Origin of the sequence: Paraburkholderia caballeronis, assembly GCF_900104845.1 — a bacterium.
Taxonomy (GTDB): Bacteria; Pseudomonadota; Gammaproteobacteria; order Burkholderiales; family Burkholderiaceae; genus Paraburkholderia; species Paraburkholderia caballeronis.
Genome location: NZ_FNSR01000001.1, coordinates 2776618 through 2800642, shown reverse-complemented (window position 1 = coordinate 2800642; position 24025 = coordinate 2776618). Strand labels below are relative to the sequence as shown.

General features: G+C 68.5%; 16 protein-coding genes. 14 read left to right on the top strand and 2 right to left on the bottom strand.

The features are described from left to right. Nucleotides 1-15 precede the first annotated feature (15 nt). From tssE to BLV92_RS12400, 14 genes are all read left to right on the top strand, one after another. Nucleotides 16-444, top strand: coding sequence for a type VI secretion system baseplate subunit TssE (gene tssE, locus BLV92_RS12465; RefSeq protein WP_090545321.1), 429 nt, complete (start codon nt 16-18; stop codon nt 442-444). A gap of 22 nt (nt 445-466) precedes the next feature. Further along, a complete protein-coding gene (gene tssF / locus BLV92_RS12460; RefSeq protein WP_090545319.1) occupies nt 467-2191 on the top strand; it encodes a type VI secretion system baseplate subunit TssF in 1725 nt (574 codons plus the stop codon). Next, on the top strand, nt 2155-3138 hold the full coding sequence (gene tssG / locus BLV92_RS12455; RefSeq protein ID WP_090545317.1) for a type VI secretion system baseplate subunit TssG: 984 nt from the start codon (nt 2155-2157) through the stop codon (nt 3136-3138). Before tssF ends, tssG begins: the two co-directional genes overlap by 37 nt. Before the next feature lie 45 nt (nt 3139-3183). Beyond that, complete coding sequence (gene tssH / locus BLV92_RS12450) at nt 3184-5820, top strand: type VI secretion system ATPase TssH (protein ID WP_090545315.1); 2637 nt, start codon at nt 3184-3186, stop codon at nt 5818-5820. An 89-nt stretch (nt 5821-5909) separates the two neighbouring features. Then, nucleotides 5910-8645, top strand: a complete 2736-nt coding sequence (locus tag BLV92_RS12445) for a type VI secretion system Vgr family protein (RefSeq protein WP_090545313.1) — start codon at nt 5910-5912, stop codon at nt 8643-8645. A gap of 3 nt (nt 8646-8648) precedes the next feature. Next, nucleotides 8649-11363, top strand: coding sequence for a DUF2169 family type VI secretion system accessory protein (locus BLV92_RS12440; RefSeq protein ID WP_090545311.1), 2715 nt, complete (start codon nt 8649-8651; stop codon nt 11361-11363). 23 nt (nt 11364-11386) lie between these two features. Then, entirely contained in the window at nt 11387-12388 is a 1002-nt protein-coding gene (locus BLV92_RS12435; RefSeq protein ID WP_090545309.1) for a pentapeptide repeat-containing protein, read from the top strand. Between the two features lie 18 nt (nt 12389-12406). Then, on the top strand, nt 12407-13081 hold the full coding sequence (locus BLV92_RS12430) for a DUF3540 domain-containing protein (protein ID WP_090545307.1): 675 nt from the start codon (nt 12407-12409) through the stop codon (nt 13079-13081). Nucleotides 13082-13091: 10 nt separating this feature from the next. Next, nucleotides 13092-13487, top strand: a complete 396-nt coding sequence (locus BLV92_RS12425; protein ID WP_090545304.1) for a DUF4150 domain-containing protein — start codon at nt 13092-13094, stop codon at nt 13485-13487. Nucleotides 13488-13503: 16 nt separating this feature from the next. Further along, nucleotides 13504-14274: a hypothetical protein gene (locus BLV92_RS12420; RefSeq protein ID WP_090545302.1), complete on the top strand. Its 771-nt coding sequence runs from the start codon at nt 13504-13506 to the stop codon at nt 14272-14274. Between the two features lie 49 nt (nt 14275-14323). Further along, on the top strand, nt 14324-15046 hold the full coding sequence (tssJ, locus tag BLV92_RS12415; protein ID WP_167627042.1) for a type VI secretion system lipoprotein TssJ: 723 nt from the start codon (nt 14324-14326) through the stop codon (nt 15044-15046). Between the two features lie 8 nt (nt 15047-15054). Next, the gene (gene tssK / locus BLV92_RS12410) at nt 15055-16443 is read left to right on the top strand and encodes a type VI secretion system baseplate subunit TssK (protein WP_090545298.1); all 1389 of its coding nucleotides are present in this window, start codon (nt 15055-15057) and stop codon (nt 16441-16443) included. 1 nt (nt 16444) lies between these two features. After that, the gene (locus BLV92_RS12405) at nt 16445-17149 is read left to right on the top strand and encodes a DotU family type IV/VI secretion system protein (RefSeq protein WP_090545296.1); all 705 of its coding nucleotides are present in this window, start codon (nt 16445-16447) and stop codon (nt 17147-17149) included. Next, nucleotides 17146-21090, top strand: coding sequence for a type VI secretion protein IcmF/TssM N-terminal domain-containing protein (locus BLV92_RS12400; protein WP_090545294.1), 3945 nt, complete (start codon nt 17146-17148; stop codon nt 21088-21090). The genes BLV92_RS12405 and BLV92_RS12400 overlap by 4 nt, the downstream gene beginning before the upstream one ends. A 55-nt stretch (nt 21091-21145) precedes the next feature. Here BLV92_RS12400 and tssA read toward each other — a convergent pair whose 3' ends face one another. Both tssA and BLV92_RS12390 read right to left on the bottom strand, forming a co-directional pair. Beyond that, nucleotides 21146-22708 (bottom strand): type VI secretion system protein TssA, encoded by a 1563-nt coding sequence (gene tssA, locus BLV92_RS12395; protein ID WP_090545292.1) that lies wholly within the window; start codon nt 22706-22708, stop codon nt 21146-21148. A 39-nt stretch (nt 22709-22747) separates the two neighbouring features. Beyond that, nucleotides 22748-23500, bottom strand: a complete 753-nt coding sequence (locus BLV92_RS12390; protein WP_143040680.1) for a hypothetical protein — start codon at nt 23498-23500, stop codon at nt 22748-22750. Nucleotides 23501-24025: the final 525 nt, after the last annotated feature.

The following is a 24025-nucleotide window of genomic DNA, read 5'->3' as shown; positions in this document are numbered from 1 at the left end:
GCGCGCGAGGATATCGTGAGGGAACGTCGGCTGCTCGAACGCATCGCCCACTGGGAGATCGCCGAAGGCCGCACGAACCAGACCCAGGTCGATATCCTGGTGCGCTCGGTGATGGATCATCTGCAACGTCTGCTCAACACGAGGCAGGGCAGCGTGCAGATCGATCCTCAGTTCGGCGTGCCGGACTTCACCAATCTCGCGGGCGGCATGGCGGCGGGGTCCACTCGCGAGATCGAGGAGGAGATCCGCCGCATGGTGCTGAAGTACGAACCGCGCCTCAAGTCGCCGAAGGTCGTGCTCAGTCACGAGGGCACCGACGTGCTGTCGATCCGCTTCTCGCTGGAGGGGCGGCTGGAGGTCGACGCGCGCGACATCCCGTTGCAGCTTTCCACTTCGGTGGCGTCGAGCGGCAAGGTCGAGATCGTCTCGTCGCATCACTATTAACCGCCCCGGTCCCGCTGGTTTCATGTTCAATCGCTACTACGAAGACGAACTCAACAAGCTCAAGGGACTGGCGGTTGAATTCGCGCAGCACAACCCGGCGCTTGCGCCGATGCTGTCCGGCACGTCGGCCGACCCCGATGTCGAGCGTCTGCTCGAAGGGGTGGCGTTCCTCACGGGCCTGACCCGCCAGAAGCTCGACGACGAGTTTCCGGAGTTCGTCCAGGAACTGGCGAACCTGCTGTTTCCGCATTATCTGCGGCCGGTGCCGGCGTCCACGATGATCGCGTTCACGCCGAAGGGACCGCTCGCCGAGCCGGCGCGCGTGCCGGCCGGGACCGAACTGGCGTCGCTGCCGGTGGACGGCACGCCGTGCCGGTTCCGCACCACCGCGGACCTCGACGTGCAGCCGCTGCAGCTCACGCAGGTCAGCGTGCAGAGCCAGGCGGGGACCGCGCCCGTGCTCGTGCTCGACTTCGCGTTGCAGGGCCTCGACCTGTCGCAGTGGCAGGCGGACCGCCTGCGCCTCTTTCTCGGCGGCGGTTATGGCGACGCGACCCGGCTGCTGCTGTTGCTGACCCATCACGTGACGGCCGTATGCCTGTCCGGCGGCGGCGAGCATTTCGCGCCGGGTCCGCGCTGCCTGCGCGTGTCCGGTTTCGACGACGCGATGCTGCCGTATCCGAGCCATGCGTTCCAGGGCTACCAGCGGTTGCAGGAGTTCTTCGTGCAGCCGGAGAAATTCCTGTTCGTCGACATCGAGGGTTTGCAGGGCTGGACGCGCCGCGGCAACGGCACGGCGTTCAGCGTGTCGATCACGCTCGACCGGCTGCCCGAATGGATGCCGGAGATTCGCGCCGGCAGCGTGATGATCAACGTGACGCCCGCGATCAACCTGTTCGAGCACGCGGCCGATCCGATCAGCCACGAGCATCGCGCGAGCGAGTACCGGGTGGTGCCCGAGGGCCGGGACCGCGCGCATTACCGCGTCTATTCGATCGACCAGGTCGTCGGCTACCAGCAAGGCGCGGCGCAGGAGCGGGTGTATTACCCGTTCGGCCTGTACCGGCACGACGGGCGCGGCGCGAAGCTCAGCTATCGCGCGACGCAGCGGCAGGCGACGGTCGGGCGCGGCAACGAGACGTTCCTGTCGCTGAACTATCCGCCGGGCGACGCGCTGGAGCCGGAGACGCTGTCGATCCGCATCACCTGCACGAACCGGTCGCTGCCGGAGAGCCTGCGGCTCGGCGACATCAGCCAGCCGACCAGCACGTCGCCCGACCGTCTATCGTTCCGGAACATCCGTCCGGTCACGCCGGCGCAGGAGCCGCCGACCGGCGAGGCGATGCTGTGGCGCCTGATCTCGCACGTGTCGCTGAACTTCCTGTCGATCGCCGACGCGCCGACGCTGCAAGGCATGCTGAACCTCTACGTGCACGGCGACCGCCAGGAGCAGGGCGCGGCGGCGGCGAACCGGCGCCGCATCGACGGCATCCAGAGCGTCACCGCGAGCCCGGAGACGCGGCTCGTCGGACGCGGCGGCGTGCTGCGCGGGCAGTGCATCCGCATCCGGTGCCGCCAGGACTATTACGCGGGCATCGGCGACCTGTATCTGTTCGGTTGCGTGCTCGAACACTTTCTGGCCGATTACGCGGGGATCAATTCCTATACGCGCGTCGAGCTGGAGGACTCTCTTTCGGGGATGCTTTTCAAATGGCCGCCGAGACTCGGGCAGCAGACGCTTCTGTGAAGGGCGAACTGCTCGCGCACGGCGAGCGGTTTGCCTATTTCCAGGCCATCCGGCTGTTGCGGCTGTTCGACCGCAACGCCGGCGGCGAGCCGCGCGAACCGCGCGTGCGGCCCAAGCTCGGCCTCGATTTTCCCGAGAGCGACATCGCTGCGATCGACGCGCTGCCGGACGGGCGTCATCGCATCACGGCGAACTTCTTCGGCCTGTACGGCGTCGCGTCGCCGCTGCCGACCTTCTACACCGAGGACCTGTTCGACGAGGAGCGGGAAGGGCGGCACGCGACCCGCGAATTCCTCGACATCGTGCATTACGCGATGTACCCGCTGCTGTTCGATGCGTGGTCGAAGTACCGGCTCGAACAGCGGGTCGTCGAGGACGGCGACGCCACCGTGCTCGGCCGTCTGTATGCGTTCGTCGGGCTGGACGACGCGGACCTGCGCGCGCGGCTGCAGCCCGGCAGCGCGCTGCTGCTGCGTTATGCGGCGCTGCTCGGCCAGCGTCCGCGCAGCGCGTCGGGCCTGCGCACGATGCTGGCCGACGCGTGGCCGGAAGTGCGCGTCGGGATCGAGTGCTGCGTGCCGCAGGCCGTGCCGATTCCCGACGATCAGCGGTGCCGTCTCGGCGTGCGGGGACATCAGCTCGGCGAGGGCGCGTGGCTCGGTTCCGAGGTCGACGATTACGCGAACCAGTTGCGCATCCGCTTCTCGGACGTGCCGCATGCGCTGTTTCACCAGTTGTTGCCGGGCATGCCGGGACACGCGCAGTTGCGGTTTCTCGTGCGCTTTTACCTGATCGATCCGCTGCTCGTCGAAGTCGAGATCGCGCTGCGCGCCGACGACCCGCAGCCGGCCCGGCTGGGCGGCAACGCGTGGTCGCGTGTCGGCCTCGACACCTGGCTCGCGCCGCAGCCGGGCGACCCGGTGACGCGCGTGAAATTCCGGCTCTGAGCGCATGCCCATTCATTCCATTTTCGAAGCCTTTGGAGGTCCGTCATGCTGCTAGTCGAACTCAAGCCCCTCGTGGGGCGCCTCAACGCCTACGCGAAGCAGGCGCTGGAGGACGGCGTCGGGCTTTGCGTGAGCCGGAGCCACTACGAGATCACGGTCGAGCATCTGCTCGCGAAGCTGTTCGACGACCATCAGGCGGACATCGCGCTGCTGCTGCGCCAGCACGACATCGACGCCGCGCAGGTCAAGCGCGCGATCGACTTCTCGATCGAGGGGATGCGGACCGGCAATGCGGGGCGCCCCGCGTTTTCGCCGCTGCTGCTCGAACTGTTGCAGGACGCGTGGCTGATCGCGTCGGTCAATCTGCACGAGTCGCGCATCCGTTCGGGCGCGGTGCTGCTCGCGCTGCTCGCGCGCGTGACGTTCTACGCGACCGGCGACTACGCGGAGCCGCTGCGCGCGCTGAACCGCGAGACGCTGCTGACCGGATTCGCGGCGGTATGCGCCGCGTCGATCGAGACGGGCGCGCAGGGCGCCGGCGAGGCAGGCGGCGCGGCCGCGAGCGCGCCGTCCGGCGACGGCAGAGCGATCGCGCGTTTCTGCGAGGACTTCACCGCGAAGGCCCGCGCCGGCGACATCGACCCGGTGTTCGGCCGCGACGCGGAGATTCGCCAGATGGTCGACATCCTCGCGCGGCGGCGCAAGAACAATCCGATCTGCGTCGGCGATCCCGGCGTGGGCAAGACCGCGGTGGTGGAGGGGCTCGCGCTGCGCATCGTCGATGGCGACGTGCCCGAATCGCTGAAGGACGTGACGATCCTCGGCCTCGACATGGGGCTGCTGCAAGCCGGCGCAAGCGTGAAGGGCGAGTTCGAGAACCGGCTGAAGGGCGTGATCTCCGAGATCAAGGCGTCGGCGAAGCCGATCATCCTGTTCGTCGACGAGGCGCATACGCTGATCGGCGCGGGCGGCCAGGCCGGCACGTCGGACGCGGCGAACCTGCTCAAGCCGGCGCTCGCGCGCGGCGAACTGCGCACGGTCGCCGCGACCACGTGGGCCGAGTACAAAAAATACTTCGAGAAGGACGCGGCGCTCGCGCGGCGCTTCCAGCTCGTGAAGCTCGACGAGCCCGACCTGCCGACCGCGATCCTGATCCTGCGCGGCCTGAAGGAGAAATACGAGGACGTGCATCGCGTGGTGATGCGCGACGACGCGATCGTCGCGGCGGCCGAGCTTTCGAACCGCTACATCACAGGCCGCCAGTTGCCGGACAAGGCCGTCGATCTGCTCGACACCGCGTGCGCGCGCGTGAAGGTGCTGCAAAGCGCGAAGCCCGACGTGCTGGAGGACGCCGAGCGCGCGATCCAGGCGCTCGAACGCGAGCAGCGCGGTCTCGCGCGCGACGCGGACAACCAGCAGCCGGTGGACGCCGCGCGGGTCGCGGCGATCGACGTCGAACTCGGGGCGCTGCGGGAACGCGCGGACGCATTGCGCGCCGCCTGGCAGGACCAGCAGCGCGCGGCCCAGGCGCTGCTCGAAGCGCGCGCCGCGCGCCAGCACGCGAAGGCCGACGGTGCGTCGGACGACGAGCTTGAACGTCTCGCCGCGAGCATTGCAGAAGCGAGCGACGCGTTCGCGCGCACCCAGGGCGACCAGGCGCTGGTGCGCGTGGACGTCGATCCCGACGTGGTCGCGAAGGTCATTGCCGACTGGACCGGCATTCCGGTCGGCAAGATGCTGCGCGACCAGGCCGACAGCGTGATGCGCATGAGCGACACGTTACGGGCGCGGATTCGCGGCCAGGACCACGCGCTGCACACGGTGGCCGAGACGCTGAAGATCGCGACCTCGGGCCTGAAGGACCCGCAGCAGCCGATGGGCGTGTTCCTGCTGGTCGGGCCGTCCGGCGTCGGCAAGACCGAGACCGCGCTGAGCGTGGCCGACATCCTGTTCGGCGACGAGAAGTCCACCGTCGTCGTCAACATGAGCGAGTTCCAGGAGAAGCACAACGTCAGCCGCCTGATCGGCTCGCCGCCGGGTTACGTCGGTTACGGCGAAGGCGGCGTGCTGACCGAGGCGGTGCGCCAGAAGCCGTATTCGGTCGTGCTGCTCGACGAAGTCGAAAAGGCCCATCTCGACGTGCTGAACCTGTTCTATCAGGTGTTCGACAAGGGCGTGCTGTCCGACGGCGAAGGCAAGGAGATCGACTTTTCGAACACGGTCGTTTTCCTGACCTCGAACCTCGCAACCGACGTGATCACCGAGATGACGACCGACGGCGAACGGCCCGACGCCGACTCGCTGCTCGCGGCGGTGCGGCCGATCCTGTCGAACCACTTCAAGCCCGCGCTGCTCGCGCGCATGACGGTGATCCCGTACTTCACGCTGGCGCGCGACGCACTGGCGGGCATCGTTCGCCTGAAGCTCGGCAAGATCGCGCAGCGCCTGCTGCGCAACAACAAGATGACGTTCTCGTACAGCGACGCCGTGGTCGATCGGATCGCCGCGCGCTGCACCGAGGTCGAGACCGGCGCGCGCAACATCGACTTCATTCTGCGCGGCAACGTGATGCCGCTCGTCTCGCAGGAAATCCTGTCGCGCATGAGCGGCGGCGAGCCGCTCGAACGGATCGCGCTCGACGTGGACGAAAAGAGCGAGTTTGTCGTGAAGTTTCCGGACTGACGCACGAGCCGGTTTCCAACGCAACTGAATGACATGGCGCGGCGACGCGGCACCGCGACCCTGACGAAAAACCCGCACGGAGAATCAGCATGGCTTCCCCTTCCGGCACGACGCTCGCCAACCGGCGGTTCGAATTCACGTCGGCCGCGTTCGGCGACGACAAGTTCGCGGTGGTCGAGATGGAGGGTTTCGAAGCGGTCTCGCGGCCGTTCCGCTTCACGCTGACGCTGGTGTCGGGCGACGCGTCGATCGACTTCGACACGATGCTGAACCATCCGGCGACCTTCGCGATCTACGGACCCGACGGGACGATGCGCACGCCGTACCACGGCGTGCTGGCCGAATTCGAGCAGTTGCATCGCGCGGACGGTTACGTGTTCTATCGCGCGGTGCTGGTGCCGCGGCTGTGGCGGCTGTCGCTGTACCGGATCTCGGAGGTCTATCTGAACGAGCAGACCATTCCGGCCATCCTCGAAGGCGTGCTGAAGAACGGCCGGCTGACGTCGGCCGACTACGCGTTCCGGCTGACCGGCAGCTACCGTCCGCGCAGTTTCGTGTGCCAGTTCGAGGAGACCTATCTCGACTTCGTGTCGCGCTGGATGGAGAAGGAGGGCCTTTATTACCACTTCGATCATTCCGGCGACGCCGAGAAACTGATCGTGCTCGACGACCGGATCATGCACGACGCGAACGCGCTGCCGCTCAGCTACCGGCCCGATGATTCGCTGGATACCGGCGCGGCCGCCGATTCGGTGCGCAACCTCGTGTACCGGCAGAAGCCGCTGCCGCGCGAAGTGGTGCTGCTGGACTACAACTACCGCAAGGCGACGCTGCCGCTGAAGGCGAGCGCGGCCGTGTCCGAAACCGGGATCGGCGAGGTGATGCTGTACGGCGAGAACTTTCGCGACCTGGCCGAGGGCGAGCGGTACGCGAAGCTGCGCGCGCAGGAGATCGTCTGCGGCGGCAAGGTGTTCTCGGGCGACGGAACGGCGGTGGGCGTGCGCAGCGGCTACCGGATGCGGCTCGCGCATCATTATCGCGAGAGCTTCAACGGCGACTACCTCGTGACCGAGGTGCATCACGAAGGGTCGCAGGCCGGCGCGCTGCTGAGCGGCGTGAGCAGTGCGCGCGGCGACGGCGCGCGCGGCGGCGAGATCGTCTATCGCAACAGCTTCCGCGCGATACCGGCGGAGGTCCAGTATCGCGCCGAGCGCGTGACCGCGAAACCGCGCGTGGCCGGCACGATGAACGCGACGATCGACAGCGAGGGCAGCGGGCAATACGCGGACCTCGACGAATACGGGCAGTACAAGGTGCAACTGCCGTTCGACAAGACCGACAAGAACGCGAACAAGGGCTCGGCGCGGCTGCGGATGGCGACGCCTTATGCGGGCGCCGACCACGGGATGCATTTCCCGCTGCACAAGGATGCGGAAGTGCTGCTGTCGTTCATCGACGGCGATCCGGACCAGCCGGTGATCGTCGGGAGTCTGCCGAACTCGGAGAACGCGAACGTCGTGACGCAGAATAATGCGCATGAAAACCGGATCAAGTCGGCCGGCGGCAATCAGATTTATCTGGGGGATAGCAAGGACAAGGAGGTGATGTGGCTGCATTCGCCGTATCACAACAGCACGATCGGCATCGGCTCCATCGACCCGAACGGCGGCGGGAGCCTGATGACGACGACGGCCGGCAATTCCGAAAGCGTGTCGCTCGGCGTGAGCAATTCCGTCGCGATCGGGCCGTCGAACAAGGTGACGGTGGGGCCGTCGAATGCGCTGACGGTCTCCACGGGTTCGAGCTTTGCGCTCGGCATGAATCTCAGTGCTTCTTACGGCTATAGCGCGTCGTGGTCCGCTGGAAAGTCGGTCAGCCTGAATTCGGCCGCGGCGGTGAGCCTGGCGAAGAAGGCCGAGACGCTGGGTTCCGATTTCATAACGCTGACCGCCGGACTGGAGCCGGGCGTGGGCGTTGCCATCGCGAAGGCAACCGACAACCTGAATCGCGCATTCAAGCGCTATAACCTGGCCAATGCGGCGATAGCCGGCCAGGCGGGGCTGGCCGTCGCCGAGGGCGCCGATGCTTCCGGCGTCAGCAAGACCGGCAAGATGAGCGTCGATAAGGACAATCCGTGGGCATGGTCTCCCGCGGTCGTGCAGTCGTCGGCCAGTCTGATCAGCGGGCTCGGGATCGCCAATACGCTTTACAGCGCGTCAAAGGCGCTCGACACCGCGCTGAAGAGTTCGCCGTACACGAGCACCATGCGGCTCGACAAAAGCGGCATCAGCCTGATCGCCAATGCCGTTCCTCAAGTGATCGAGGAGGACGGTCAGGTTATCGTCGAGAATGCCGGCAGTTATATGAATCTCAAACTGGCCGATATGAGCATGGGCGGCTCGGGCGAAGTTTCCGTCGCGGCCGGCAGCCAGTATTCGGTCACGTCCAAAGGGACGGCGACGCTGAAGTCGGCAGCCGACTTCTCCATCAACTCGGAAACCAACGTGGCGGTTTGCGGGACCGCGAATGTCAATGTCAGCGGGGATTCGATTTCAATCGACGCCAAAACCAGACTTGCGCTGGCTGTCGCGGCTGGGCCGAATGCGGTCGGGCCGAGTAATCCCTGTCTGACCATCGAGCACGGAACCGTTACCGCAGCGGGCGGAGAGGTGATCGCGCAGGCTTCGAACAAGGCCATGCTGAAGGTCAGCGATGCCCAATACGTCGCGATAACGCCGGGCGGGGTGCAAATAGTTCATCAGAAGGCGGGGATCCAGGCAACGGCAAGCGTGACGATCAGTGCACCGTCGATCAAGATGGGATGACGCATGAAAATCATCAAGCCGGATAATGCTTCCGTGCAGTATCGAAGCCTGAAACTTGCCGGTCGGCATTTGCTGGCGATCGGCGTGTATGCCGCGTTCGGTTTTGAGCATCCCTGCCTCGATTCGCTGCTCGACGACACGGCCGTATGGCCGCTCATCGAGCCGATCCTCGGCAAGACGGCGTTGCTGGACGAAGGTTATCCGAAACCCGTTGGCGAATACATGCTGTACGGCGCGGCCTACGCTCCCGAAGGCAGGACGATCGAATCGCAGCGCGTGAGCGTGCGCGTCGGCGCGCTGTCGAAGCATCTGATCGTCACGGGCGACCGGCACTTCAACGCGCTCGGCCTGATTTCCGCGCCGAAGCCGTTCGCGCGCATGCCGATCGGGCGGCCTACCGCATTCGGCGGCGCGGCTTTTGCCGACAACGTGCAGGGCAAAGGGCACGCGCAAGCGCAGAACCCGGACGGCACGCGCGGGTGGCCGCTGCCCAACGTCGAATACGAATCGCGTCGCATCGCGAATCGCGGCGACCCGGGGCGGCCCGCGGGCTTCTGGGCGTTCGATATCGCCGCGCCGCTGCGCCAGCAGCATCTCGGCCGTTGCGACGAGCGTTGGCTCAAGCACGAGTGGCCGCATCTGCCGGGCGATACGCGCGCGGAACTGTTCATGAGCGCCGCTCCCGACCAGCGTCTGCCGTCCGGTTATTTCGCGGGCAACGAATCCTTCGAGATCGGCAACCTGCATCCGCACACGAGCCTGCTGCGCGGCAGGCTGCCCGGTCTGCGCGCGCGCTGTTTCGTCAACGTGAAGACGGCCGATGGCGATGTATTCAGCGAAGTCGCTTCGCATGCCGAAACCGTCTGGTTTTTCCCCGAGGCCGAATGCGGCGTCGTGCTTTATCGCGCGCTGGTTGCCTGCGCCGGCGACGCGATCGACGTGAAGCACGTCAAGGCCGCATGGGAGCGCCTCGACGATGTCCCGTTGCCGTTCGCGCATTACCACGCGGAATTCCTGCGGGACATCGATCCGGTTGCGGACGCCGATGCCGACGCGGAACAACCCGGCCCGGCCATGCCGCCGGCCGAAGCGGCGGCTGGCGCGTCTGTTGCGGCGACGGCGGCCGAAGCGTCGTCCACGGCGGAGTCGGGCGCGGCGTCCGCGCAGACTGCCGCCCAGGCTGCCGCGCAGGCCGACGCCGAGCTTGTCCGGGTGCACGGTCTTGCGGACCAGTTGAACGTCCAGACGAACGAGTTGATGCTCAGGCACAACCTGACGGACGCGGATCTGGCCAGATACCTGCCGAAGCCGGAGCCGGGCGAGCCGCCGCTGACGGTCGCGGAACTGCACAAGCTCGTGGACCGGCTGGATGCCGACGCGCAAGAGTTGATGCAGAAGCACAAGCTGACCGACGCGGACTTCGACAGGTACAGACCCAGGCCGGAGCCGGAAACCCCGGCGTCGTTCGGCGACGTCGACCGGATGCTGGCCGGCATGGAGGCGAGGACGCGCGAACTGATGCAGAAGCACAACCTGACCGACGCCGATCTTGCACGCGGATTACCGCCGGACGTGATGCAAAACCTCGGCGGCGCTTCGTTGCCCGCTGTCCCGTCCGCCGACTTCACCGCGCTCGGCACGCTGCTCGCGCCGCCGCCCGCGCCGAAGCCGCCGCCGATCGACATTCCCCCGATGCAGGCGCTTCCCGAAGAGATCGCCGCCGCTTCACTCACGCGCGAGGACGTGATCGCACGCCACGCGATACGGGCAAGCTTCGCGGCCCACGACCTGACCGGCCTCGATCTATCCGGCCTCGATCTGTCCAGCGCCGATTTCTCGAACGCCACGCTCGACAAGGCGTCTTTTGCCGGCAGCCGGCTCGACGGGGCCGTTTTCGACCGCGCGTTGCTGCGCGGGACCGACTTCGGCAAGGCCGGTCTGAAGCGCGCCCGGCTCGCGCAGGTGAGCGCGGCGGGCAGCACGTTTGCGCAGGCCGATCTGGGTGGCGCGCAGCTTGCCGACGGCGACTTCACCGGCGCGGACTTTTCCGCCGCGTGTCTCGCGCAGGCCGAACTGCAACGCGCTGTTTTCGACAAGGCCCGCCTGCCCGGCGTGGACGCGACCGCATGCCAGGCCGAACAGGCGAGCTTTACGGGCTGTGACCTGGGCGGCGCGAAGTTCGGCCGCGCCCGCGTCGAAGGCGCGAGCTTCAACGAAAGCGTGCTTGCCAACTGCGATTTCTCCGGCGCGGTCTGCCAGCACACCGAGTTCTACGGCGCGGACGCGAAGCAGGCCGGCTTCGCCGATGCGGACCTGCGCCAGTCGCGCGCCGACGCGAATACCTGCTTCGACGGCGCGCGTTTCATCCACGCGCAACTCGACCGCGCATGCTGGGATGGCGTGCAGCTACGCGACGCGTCGTTCGAAAGCGCGCAACTCGATCGCGCCGATTTCAGCAATGTGCAGGCGACCGGCGCGCGGTTCCGCCTCGCGTCGGCGCAGGGCGCCCGTTTCGATCGCGCGGACCTCGGCGGCGCGGAGATGAGCGCCATCAACCTGTTCGGCGGCTCGTTGCGCAACGCGAATTTAAGCGGGACGCGCCTGCTCGACGCGAACCTCTACGGCGTCGATTTCGTCGGCGCCCAGCCGACGCTCGCGAGCGTCGAAGGCGCGAACATCGACCGCACCATTCTTCAATTCCGTCCGCCCGTCCTATGAGCCCAGCGAACCCGCAAACGCGCATGGATGCCGACGACGCACGCGCCGCGCTCGCGAGCACCCGGCGGCTCGACGACGTCGATCTGTCCGGCGCGGATCTGTCGGGTTGCGACCTGTCCGGCTGCCGCCTGACCCACGTCACGCTGGCCGGCGCGAATCTGCGCGAGGCCCGGCTCGACGACGCCGACTGCCGCGCGGTCAGCTTCGCCGGCGCGCAGCTCGAACGCATGACGGCCACCCAGGCCCGCTTCGAGGACGTGGACTGGAGCGGCGCGAACGTCGGCGCGGCCGACCTGAGCTTCGCCGCGTTCGACCGCTGCGATTTCACCGGCGCGTCGTTCGCCGGCGCGCGGCTCGCGCGCAGCGACGCGTATGGCTGCGTTCACGTCGACACCGACTACACGAAAGCCGACCTGTCCCGCTGGACCGCGCCGCAATCGGACCTGAGCCGCGCGCGCTTCGCCGGCGCGTCGCTCGTGAAGGCGTTCGTGCGCGGCAGCAACCTGAACGGTCAGGACCTGCGCGGCTGCGACCTGACGATGACGATGTTCGACGGCGCGCAGTTGCAGAACGCGAATCTGGCGGGCCTGCTGCTCGACCGCACGAGCTTCGTCGGCGCGCAGCTTCAGGGCGCAGTGCTGCGCGGCGCGCGCGGCCAGTATGTCGGGTTGATCGAGGCGGCGCTGAAGCTGGCCGATCTCGGCGACACGCATTTCGACGGCGTCGATGCCACCGGCGCGGACTTCGGCGGCGCGAAGTTCGACGGCGCGTGCTGGACCCGCTCGGTGTTGAGCCGCAGCGTTTTCCTCGCGGCGACGCTCGCGTCGGCCCGCTTCAACGACTGCGATCTGTCGCACGCGGATCTGTCGGGCGTCGATTGCTCGCGCGCGGATTTCAGCGGCGCGAACCTCCACGCCACCGTGCAGCAGGACACGCGCTGGAGCGGCGCGAAGCTCGACGGCGCGCGGCAGACCGATCCCGTGCTGGCGCGCGCCGAGCAGTGGCAGCCGCGCCGCGCGAAATAAAAACCGAATGAGGCTCTCATGAATCCCACGCTCGTTCAGATGACCCGCCCCGGCAGCGATTACGCGGTCGCAATGATCTACGCGACGGTGACCGGCCGCGCCGGCCCGTGGTTCTTCATCCAGCGCGCCGATGCGACGCCGCCGTGCGCACCGCGCGCACTGCGCGCCGACAGTTGCCTGATCGAGCCGGCATGCGGCGATACGGTGCTGGTCTGCGCGGCGGACGCCCCGGCGTCGTCGTACATCGTCGCGGTGCTCGTGCGCGCCGTGCATGCGAGCGCGGCGCTCGTGCTGCCGGGCGACGTGTCGCTGCATACGGAGGCCGGCGCATTGCGGGTCGAGGCCGCGCGGATCGATCTGCACGCGAGCCGGCGCGTCGAACTGGAAGCGCCGGAAATCGGCCTGTCGGGCCTGCGCGGCGAGATCCGGTTCGCCCGTTTCGATGCCGCCATACAGCAGTTGCACGCGGGGGTCGGCACGGTGCGCACGTTCGCGCACAAGGTCACGCATACGGTCGGCCGCCTGATCGTGCGGGCGCGCGACAGCCTGCGCTGGGTCGACGACACGGACGAGACGCGCGCCGGCCGCGTGCGGATGCAGGTGGACGAGCGGTTTCACCTGTCGGCGCGGCACGCGACGGTGCTGGCCGAAGGCCAGGTGAAGATCGACGCGTCGAAGATCGACCTCGGATAAGGAGCCCGTTATGTTTGCCGTCACCAAGGAAGCGGGCCAGTGCATGGGCATGCCCGACGTCTGCAAGACACCCGCGCCGCCGGCTCCGCCGATCCCGGTGCCGTACCCGAACATCGCGATGCCGATGATGGGCAACCCGGTCACGCAGAAGGTGCTGATCGTCGGCGTGCCGGCGCTCACGAAGGCGTCCGAAATCCCGATGTCGTCGGGGGACGAACCCGGCGTCGCGGGCGGCCTCGTATCGAGCACGGACATGGGCAAGCTGCAATTTTCGATGGGCAGCACGACGGTCATGCTGGAAGGCAATCCGGCCGTGCGCCTGAGCGCGCCGACCCAGCACAACGGCGGCAACGCGATCGGCGCGGTGCTCGTCCCGAGCCAGCCGGTCGTGATGATCATGAGTTGACCCTTCGGAACCCGCCATGAAAACGGTCTGGATCAGTGCATTGAACAAGAGCGCCGCGCGCGTGGAAGCGGTCGCGGCCACGCTGCGCAAATACGGCTTGCAACCCGCCGGGCATGCGTGGACCGACGACCCCGCGAAACTCGCATGGCGCGCGGCGGCGGACGCGTTCGAAGCGGCGCGCGCGGACCTGTGGCTGATCCTCGCGGAGCCGGCCGAACTGGCGCTGCCTTCGGTTCGCTACGGGTTGTCGCTGTTCGCCGCCGTGCTGCGTCAGCGGCGCGGCGTGGACGTGCCGACGGCGGTGTTATGGCAAGGTGCGCCCGCCGCCGCGTTGCCGCCGCTGCTGGACGGCGCGCTGGTGCTCGACGAGACGTCCGCGTGGGCGGCGAAGATCGTTGCAAGGGTCAACAAGGCGGCCGCACCGGTTGCGTCCGACTTCCGGTTCGCGGTGCTCGGCGACGAGCGCCTCGGACAGTGGTTCGAAATCGGGCCGCGCAGCGGCGACTGGGATGGCGTCGTGTTCGGCATCGCCGGCGCGGACGCGCGGATCGATTTCCAGGCGGTCGGCCCGGCCGGCGGCCTGCCGGAAAAGACGGTGCTCGAATTCGCGCAGCAGGGCCTGACGCTCGAAGCCGGCGAACAGACGTTCGACGCATGGGCGGTCCGCAACCGGATCGACGCGGGCAGTTCCTGTTATGTCCGCGTGAACGGGTGTCCCGAGGCCGTGCTGTTCATGCCGTATGCGGAAGACGGCGACGCCGATGCGACCGTGCTGCGGCTTTGCTGACCGCGGCCCGCATGCCGCGCATCGACCGATACCAAGGGAGGATTTCGACTTGCCAGCCTGGATTCATTCGCGATTGAAGCCGTTCGTCAGCCGCGCATCGGCCGCTGTGCTGCTGGCCTGCGCGTGCAGCGCGTGCTCGATGTTCGGCGGCAATTCGCGCAAGGACGCGATGTCCGCGCTCAACTGGGACTTCGCCGCCGACGCGGTGATGCTGGAGATCGCCGCATCGCCGGACCTGAACCGCGACGAGGGGCAGGCGCATACGCTGCTGCTCGGCATCTACGAAGCGAGCGACGCGGCGTCGTTCCGCAAGCTCGCCGCGAACCCGCTGGCGGTGTTCCAGAGCATGGAGTCCGGCTCGGCCGGGCCGGGCTTCACGCAGTTCGCCCGTTATGTCGTGTCGCCGGGCCAGCATTCGATGCTGATTCTGGACCGCGCGCAGAACACGCATTTCATCGGCATCGTCGCCGCTTATGCGCAGGCCGGCAAGGCCGTGCCGACGCGGCTGTTCGACGTGCCGGTGGTGATGTCGACGCGCGGATGGCTGACGACCACTTATGCCGCCGCGCCGGGGCCGCTCGCGCTACGTCTCGATCTGGGCGCGCAGGGCATCGTGAATGCCGGGCCGCTCGCGAAGACGCCGACCGCGGCGCAGTTGCAGGCGGCGGAGCCGCTGGCCGGCGGCGGCAAGGAACTGAAGCTCGGCAGCGGCGGCGACTGCGTCGACTGCCTGTCGCAACTCAACACCACACTACGCAAGCTCGGGGACTAGGTAGCCGCATGGAAGAGGGCAAAGGAATCTATTGGCATCAGGGCATGTTCATGCAGCCGCAGCATTTCCAGCTGGCGGAACGCTGCGAACAGTTCAGGGTGAAGCCGGTGTTCGACGCGGGGCTGCCGCATTTCTGGGGCGTGGGCGCGCTTGAGATCACCGACGCGGCGGTCGCGAACCGCACGTTCGAAGTACGCGGCGCGACGCTGATCTTTCCCGACCGCAGCTACATCGAATATCCGGGCAACGCGGTCATCGCGCCGCGCACGTTCGATCCGGCCTCGATCGAGAGCGACCGGCCGGTCACGGTTTATCTGGGGCTGAAGAAGGCGAACGATCCGGGCCGGCAGGTCGAGTTGTGCAGCGACTCCGCGCAGGCGGGCGGCGTCGCGACCCGTTATGCGAGCGTCGGCGCGCCGGTTGACGTGCCGGACCTGTATTCCGACGGACCGTCCGCGCCGGTGCATACGCTGCTGCACGTGGTGCGGATTTTCTTCGAGAACGAGACAGCCAATCTCGGCAGCTACGACCTGATCCCGATCGCGCAACTGGTGCGCGACGGCGACGCGATCCGGCTGTCGGATTCGTTCGTTCCGCCGTGCTACACGCTCGCCGGCTCCGAAACGTTGATGCGCACGGTGCGCGACCTGCGCGACGATCTCGCGGGACGGGTGCGCCAGTTGCAGGAGCTGAAGAGTCCGCGCGAGATCCAGAAGGCGGACGCCGATCCGGGTTATTCGGTGTTCCTGCTCGCGCTGCGCTCGCTGACCCGCGCGTGTCCGTACCTGTTTCACATGACCGAAACGCCGCACGTGCATCCGTGGCTCGTCTACGGCGCGCTGCGCCAGTTGATCGGCGAACTGAGCGTGTTCTCCGAGCGCATCGACATGTTCGGCGAGACGCAGGACGGCACGCCCGGCTTGCCGGCGTATTCGCACGTCGCGCTGCAAAACTGCTTCGCGCGGGCGCGCGCGTTGATCGCGGGCCTGCTCAACGAGATCACGGTCGGCCCCGAGTTCCTCGCCGCGCTGACCGGGCGCGACGGCGTCTACATGGGCGAACTGCCGCGCAGTTTCTTCGACCGGCGCAACCGCTTTTATCTGGTCGTGCGCTCCGACCAGGACCCGAACGCGCTGGTCGACGGCCTGCTGCGCGACGCGCGGCTCGCCTCGGACGAGGACATGCCGGGGCTCGTCGCGCATGCGCTGCCGGGGCTCGAACTGATTCATCTGTCCGTCGCGCCGCAGGGTCTGCCGAGGCGGGCCGGATCGTGCTATTTCCGGATCGAGCAGATGAGCGACCTGTGGGACAAGGTGGAGCGCGAAGGCGGCATCGCGCTGCAATGGCTCGACGCGCCGGACGATCTGCGGGCCGAGATCGTGATTCTGCGGAGATAGCGTGCGACTCCTGAACTGCTTCATTCCGTTCTTCGCGCAGTTGCGCGCGTTCGCGCAGCAGCCGTCGGGCGACGCCGCGACGGCGGCGGCGCGGCTCGACGCGTCGATCGCGGCGGTTCGTCTCGCGGCGGCCGATGCCGGTTATGGCGAGACCGATGTCGACGACGCGCTGTTCGCGGCCGTCGCATGGGCCGACGAAGTGCTGCTGACGCTGCCGTGGGACGGCGCCGCGCAATGGCAGCGGCAGTTGTTGCAGCGGCGTTATTTCAACGTCAGCAACGCGGGTGTCGCGTTTTTCGCGCGGCTCGATCAGCTCGCCGCGCAGCGGCTGGACGTGCGCGAGGTGTATTGCCTGTGCCTCGGTCTCGGCTTTGGCGGCCGTTATGCGTATGACTGCAACCAGAAGGCGCTGACCGACATCAAGCGCAGCAACTTCGCGCTGCTGCTGCAAGGCGACGACGGTCTGCCGGGCGAAGCGGGCCAGCTGCTGTTTCCCGATGGTTACAGCACGTTGCGGGAACAGGCCGCGCCGTCCGCGCGCGGCATCTGGCGCGCATGGCTGCGGCCGCGCGGGCGCGGCGGGCGGCTGTCGTTCACGGTCGGCGCGGTCCTCGTGCCGGTCGCGGTGCTGCTCGTGCTCTTCGGTGTCTATCACCTCGTCATCGCGTTGTCGGTCGGCGCGCTTCTGCCTCAAATAACCGTATGAAATCGATCGGCAGCATTGTCGTCTGGGTGATCGCGCTGCTCGTGCTGGCCGTGGCGGCGTGGGGGATCACGCTTTACGCCGGCTGGCCGCTGTGGATGGCGGTGGCGCTGTTCGCCGGCGCGATCGGCGCGTGGTTCCTGGTCCGCTACCTCCGGCGTCTCGCCGTGATGATGCGCTCGCGCAGCAAGCTCGCCGCGCAGGTCCGCGCGGCGCGGGGCGAAGCGGCCGCCGCCGCGGGCTCGCCCGAAACGCAACTGGCGCGCAAATGGAAGGCCGCGGTCGCGACGCTGCGCAATTCGAATCTGCGCCGGCAGGGCAATCCGCTTTATGTGCTGCCGTGGTTCATGGTGATCGGCCGCTCGGGGACCGGCAAGACCACCGCGCTGACGCGCGCGCGGCTGTCGTCGCCGATCCAGAAGGTCAGCCAGATCGGCGAGATCGCGCAGACGGCGAACTGCGACTGGTGGTACTTCGACCGCGCCGTCGTGATCGACTGCGCGGGCCGTTACGTGGACGCGCGGGACGACACGCAGGATCGCCGCGAATGGGAACTGGGCCTCGATCTGCTCGGCCGCTACCGGCCGCAGGAGGGGCTCGACGGGCTGGTGCTCGCGGTCAGCGCCGACCGGCTGACGACGCCCGACCCGGACGCGATGATCGAGGAAGGGCGCGTGGCGCGCGCGCGCATCGAGCAGTTGATCCGGATGTTCGGCAAGCGTTTTCCGGTCTACGTGCTGGTCACGAAATGCGATCGGCTGTACGGCTTCGAGGCGTGGGCGCACGCGCTGCCCGCGCATGCGCTGGATCAGGCGATGGGGTATCTGGCCGACGAGGCCGCGGAAGGGACGCCCGCGCAGTTCGTCGAACGCGCGTTTGCGAGCATCGGCGCGCGGCTGGAGAAGCTGCGCCTCGCGCTCGTCGCGCGTCAGACGTCGGTCCCGCCCGAACTGCTGCTGTTCCCCGGCGAACTCGACAGCCTGCGGCCGGGGTTGCAGGCGTTCGTCGATGCGTGCCTCGCCGACAACCCGTATTTCGAGCGGCCGTTCCTGCGCGGCGTGTTCTTCAGCAGCGGGTTGCAGGCGGGCGGCGCGGTGTCGGCGCTGCTCGGCGAAGGCGTGCCGCCGGTGCCGCCGCACGCGGGCGCGAGCGCCGGCCTCTTTCTGCACGATTTCTTCGATCGCATTCTGCCGCAGGACCGCCGCATTGCGCGGCCCGCGATGTTGGTCAACCCGTGGCGGCGGGTCACGCGGCGTACCGGGCTCGCGGCCTGCTGGCTGCTGCTGGCCGCGCTCGGCATCGCGATGACGATGTCGTTCGTCGGCAACATGCGCACGATCGAACTCGTGCGCGAGACGCTTCCGGGCCAACTCGCGTTCACGGGCCGCCTGGACCAGGACGCCGCCACGCTGGCCCGCCTGAGCGATACGCTGATCGAGGTCGAGCGCAACAACCGTAGCTGGCTGTCGCGCTGGGTGGGCGCCGGCACCGGGGACGAGGCGCTGCAGGCGAGGCTGAAGGCCCGCTTCGTCAGCGACTATCGCGCGCGCATCCTGCCGACCCTCGACCAGAACGAGGCCGGCGACATCCAGCGCGCGGCGGCCGGCGGCACGACGCTGCCGGAGGTCGCGCTCGACATCGTGCGCTCGATCAACCTGCTCAAAGCCCGCCGCAACGGCGCGGACCGGTTCGCGCTGGAGGCGATGCGTCAGCCGCTGCCGTCGTCGCATTACGACGCGCAACTGAACCAGCAGCTCGCGGAGCTGGCCAGTGCGTATCTGGCGTGGTCCGCGCCGGACGACCGCCGCCTCGCCGAACGTCTGGACATGGAAAACGCGCTGCTGTCGAACATCTCGGATGCGGACCCGCAGATGACATGGCTAGCGAGCCTCGTGACCGATACCGGCACCAACGCGCCGGTGCGCGGCATCGATTTCTGGAGCGCGGCCACGGCGACCAGCGTGGCCGTCAGTTCGGGCGAGCCCGTCGCGACCGACGGGGCCTATGTGAGCGCGGTTTATACGGGCGCAGGCCGGAAAACGATCGACGGATACCTCGAAGAAGTGCGCGACGCGACCGGCGACGAAGCACGGTTCGATGCCGGGCGCGCGGCGTTCGAGCACTGGTACCAGGACCGGCGCGTGATGGTGTGGCGCAAGTTCGTCAACGATTTCCTCGCGATGCCGAAGCCGCTCTCCAACGAAGCCGACTGGCGCGCGGCGATGGGGCAGATGACCAGCGCGCGCAGTCCGTACTTCGAGGTCATCCGGCGGGTGGCGGAGGAATTCCAGGGCGAGGCCGACGAGTCGCTGCCGTGGCTGGGTTTCACGCGCCGGTTCACGTCGATGCTCGACCAGGCGTCGGGTCTCGGTTCGGCGGGCAAGCTGATGGGACCGGTTGCGAAATGGGCGGGCGCGATCAACGCGACCGGCGGCACGGCGCTGCGCCAGACGCTCGGCGGCGAGCCGCAGCAGGGCGGCCAGACGATCCGGACGGAAGTGGCGGCCGTGGACTCGCTGCGCGAGTACCTGGGCGCGCTCGGCCAGATCGGCGCTGCCAGCGTGGCCGGATCGGGCAAGGCCTACCAGCTCGCGGTCGATTTCCATCAGGCGTCGACGGACCCGGCGGCGAGGCCGTCGCCGGTCCAGGCCATGATGCAGACCTTCGCGCGGCTGCGCTCGCTGACCGGCGACGACGATGCGTCGACCGAGGCGATCTGGCGGCTGGCCCAGGCGCCGTCGGACTTCCTGCTGCGCTACATCGAGCAGCAGGCGTCGTGCGAGCTTCAGAAGGACTGGCAGGCCGACGTGCTGTGGCCGCTGCAGACGGTGACCGGCGAGGCGGCGACGAACGACCAGTTGTTCGGCGCGAAGGGCTCCGTGTGGACCTTCGCGGACGGCCCGGCGAAGCCGTTCCTCGTGCGCGGCGCGATGCGTTACGGCGTCGTGCAGACGACCGGTTACAGCATGCCGTTCACCGAGGCCTTTCTGCCGATGCTGAACGGCGCGGTGGATCAGCGCGTCGCGCTGCTCGTGAACGCGCAGCGCAGCGCGGCGCAGCAGCAGTCCGACCAGTTGCAGGCGCAGCAGTCGCAGCTTCAGTGGCAGCAGGAGCTTCAGCGCATCGACGCGGCGCTGGCCGCCGCGAAGGCGAAGGCCGATGCCGCGTCGGCGCAGTCGCTGCCGCTGACCGTCAGCGCGCAGCCGACCGGCGTGAACCCGGACGCGAACGCGCGGCCGTTCGCGACGATCCTGTCGATCCAGTGCGCGGCCGGCGCGCAGGTGCTGAACAACTACAACTTCCCGGTCAGCAGCAGTTTTGTCTGGGTGCCGAATCAATGCAGCGACACGACGTTGCAGATCAAGATCGGCGACCTCGTGCTGACGCGCAAATACACGGGCCAGTTGGGTTTCGCGGGTTTCATGACGGATTTCCGCGACGGCGTCCATGCGTTCGTGCCGAACGATTTTCCGTCGCAGCGGAGCGCGCTGGCGGCGCTCGGCGTGACGCAACTCACGGTGCGCTACAACTTCGACGGATTGTCCGCGGCGCTGGGCGCGGCCGACGACATCGGCGCATACGCGGCTTTGCAGAAGAGCAGCGAAGCGCGCACGCAGCAGATCAAGGACGCGCAGTTCCAGCAACAGCAGCAGGATCTCGCGCAGAAGATCGCCGCGCAGGGCGCTGGTTTCGCCGTGCCGCTGCCGGCGAGCCTCGCGCCGGCCGACCCGGGGACGCCCGCCGTGCCGCCGACGATCGGCCAGTGCTGGGCGACCGATGCGGACGCCACCGAGCGCCGCGTGCGGCCGGACGTGTCCGCGATGATCCGGCGGCTCGTGCGCGCCGCCGGTCAGGAGCAGAACGCGATTCCGTCGCCGCTGCCGCCGCGTCCGCCGTTGCCGCCCGGCTTGCAGATGTCGGCCGGGCCGGTCGCGGGGCAGTAGCGGATCAAGCGAGGATCAAGCCGGCATCGAGCCAGGATCAAGCGCGGCGCGCGGCTCAGGTCACGAGCAGGACGGCGGCGGCCGCGTCGAGCGGCGCGATGCGGGCGAGCAGCGCATCGGCTTCGGCGCGGTTTTCGTCGTTGCGCGCGAGGATCGCGTAAGCGGCGCGCAACCCGTCGATGGCGAGCGGCGCGTCCCACACGTCCAGCTCGAAACGATCGACTTCGGCAATCAACGCGCGCGCGAACGGGTCCAGATGCGCGCCGGGGCGATGCTCGAACAGCAGCTCGCACAGCGCGATGCGCAGCCGCAGGCGCGACGCCGGCGCGTCGCGTTGCGCGATCGCCTGCTGGATGAACGCGGCCGCGCCGCCCAGGTCGTCGGCGGCGAGCGCGCGGGCGCGCTGCAAGGCCTGCTCCAGCGCGTCGGGCGCGGCGGGGGCGTCGCCGCTCGCGGCGGCGCCGAGCGTTTGCAGCCACTGCTTCGTGTCGGCAGTCGCGAACGGCATGCCGCCCGCGAACTTCAGGTCTTCGACGCCCGGCAGCCGTGCGAGCAGGCGCGCCGTTTCGTTGCAGACTTCGCGCCGCGCGGCTTCGCCGCGTTCGCCGAGCCGGCCGAGCGCCTGCGCGGCCACGCAGTTCAGATCGAGCCAGAACGGAAACGTCTGCAACTGGGCCTCGGTGAAGTTGATGAGGCTGTCGTTGTCCAGGCGGCCGAGCAACCCCTTCAGCGCATCCTGCACCGGTTGCACCGGGCCGGGCAGCATGGTCTGTCCGCCGTGCGCGGGCGGCGCGGCCTCGATCGCCGTCCACGCCGCGATGCGCCGCAGGCGGAATCCGGACGCGGCGAGCGGGTCCGCGTCGGCCAGCCACGCGCCGATTTCGGCGAGGCGGTCGAGCGCCTCGCCGGTCGCTTTTTCGACGCTCTCCGCGCTGTCCAGCGGCGTTTGTCCGGGCGCGGGCGCGGATGTGGTCGAAGCGGCCGCCGAAGGCGCCGGGTTCGCGCCGTTGCCGTTCGCCGTCGGCGCGTCCGTGTCCGCAGCCGGCGTTTCGGGCGGCGGCTTGACCGGCTCGGCGACGGGAATCGAATTCGTCAGCGTGAGCAGCGGGCGCAGCGACGGCGCGTCGTCGTCCTTCCCGACGAGAATCGCGTCGATGGCGTTCAGCGCGCCGCGCAAGCCGTCGACGAGTTCCGCGTCCTGCGGCGGCAGCGACGACCAGTCGCGTTCGTCGCCGTCCGCCTTCACGCGGTCGATCAGCCATTGCATCGCGTTGCGGCGCGCGCGGATCCGCTGCAACGGCGGATACAGTCCGTCCCAGTGCGTTTGCAGCAGATCGGCCAGCACCTGCAGGCCGTCCCTGAGTCCGGGCAGCCCCGAGGTCCGCAGCAGGCCGCCCGCGAGATAACACGCGACCAGCATGTCCTTGCCCTTGTCCGCGAGCAGCGCGGCGGACAGTGCGCTCACGCGGTTCCAGTCGACGCTGCTGTTCGCGAACGGATTGGACAGCTTGCCGATTTCGTCCTGAAGCAGCTCGAAGCCGGGTTCGTCGCGCACGTCGTTGCCGCACGGCTGCGCGTCGCTGATGGGCTGCTTGCCGAGGCCGGAGAGATCGTTCATTGAGTCGGGGTCCGTGGTGGTCGGTTGGCGATGGGGCGCTCAGTTCCAGAGCGGCTCGATGTCGGCGTCGGGAAAGTCGCCTGCGCCGCGCCCGGCGCGCAGCAGGGTCGGCCCGGCTGGGTCCGCTTCGGGCTTGCGGCGCAGTCGCGGGATCTGCACGCCGATGGCGCGGCCGTCGATGTCGTCGAGCGCGCGGGTGTTTTTCCGAAGCGGCTCGCGAGACAGGATGCGGACCGGCGTGCTCAGGCGCACGACCGGCAGGTCGAACCCGGCATGGGTCGGCACGATGGCTTGATCGTCCGGCGACGTCGGGCGGCGCGAATTGAGATTGAGCGTCCAGCCGGCGAAGCGGTGCGCACGCGGATGCTTGCCGCGCGTCACCGGTGCCTGCGGGGATGCGCCCGCGGACAGGCCCGCGCGACGCATCACCGCGCGCATCCGCGCTCGCGCCTCGCGCAGCGAGAACGGCCTGGTCACGTAGTCGTCCGCCGCCGCGCGCGCAGCGGCGTCACCGCGCGCGTGATTCATCGCGGGGCGTTTGCCGGCGGCCGGCGCGTCGTCGCGGTCAGGCCGATGCGGGCCGCCAGCGGCGATGGACACGCGCTCGCCGTTCGGGCAATGATGCGAGGGCTGCCGGGGGACGTCCGTTCGACCGAACGGGACGGATGCGGGAATGGCGAGAAGGACGACAGGAACATGCAATGGATCATCGTGGCGCTCAAGCTTCTGGCTGGGACGGTTTTGATACTGGCATTGCCGGCGATCGCCGTACTCGTCGTCACGCTCCTGCAACGTCTGCCGGGATTCGTGGTGCGCAAATCCGGCCGGCGCGAGCGCCCGGGCACGGTTGTGCGCGGATGAGGATTATCCCGCTATATATCGGAAAAAAACGCGCCGGCTTGATGGGTAAATCGCCTGCGGCGCGATCGGGCGAGCGGGCCGTCGGCCGTTTTGGCCGACGATGAGGCCGCCGGTCCTGGGCGGCCGCCGGGTTTCGTTCGCGCCAGCCTGAAGCGCCGGTCCAACGGCTTGCCGCCGCCGCAATTCCGCCCGTTCCGCCCAACCGCCGCGCGTCCCGCGCCGGGAGCGCCGGCTGGCGCCATCGCCCCGATTTGAGGGGCCATTTGTACTCTATTACCGCGTTTGGATCAGCGCGCGTTGCCCTATGATCGGCACAGTGCGGCCGTGCGCGATTTTGCGTCGCGGCCTGCCGGCGCGCGCCGCGCGCCGACCAGCCGTGGCACGGCGCGGCGTTCCGCGTCCGCCGCGGCCCGCAGGTCTCCGTCCGGAGTGGGTCGCAATCGTTATCAGGAACCG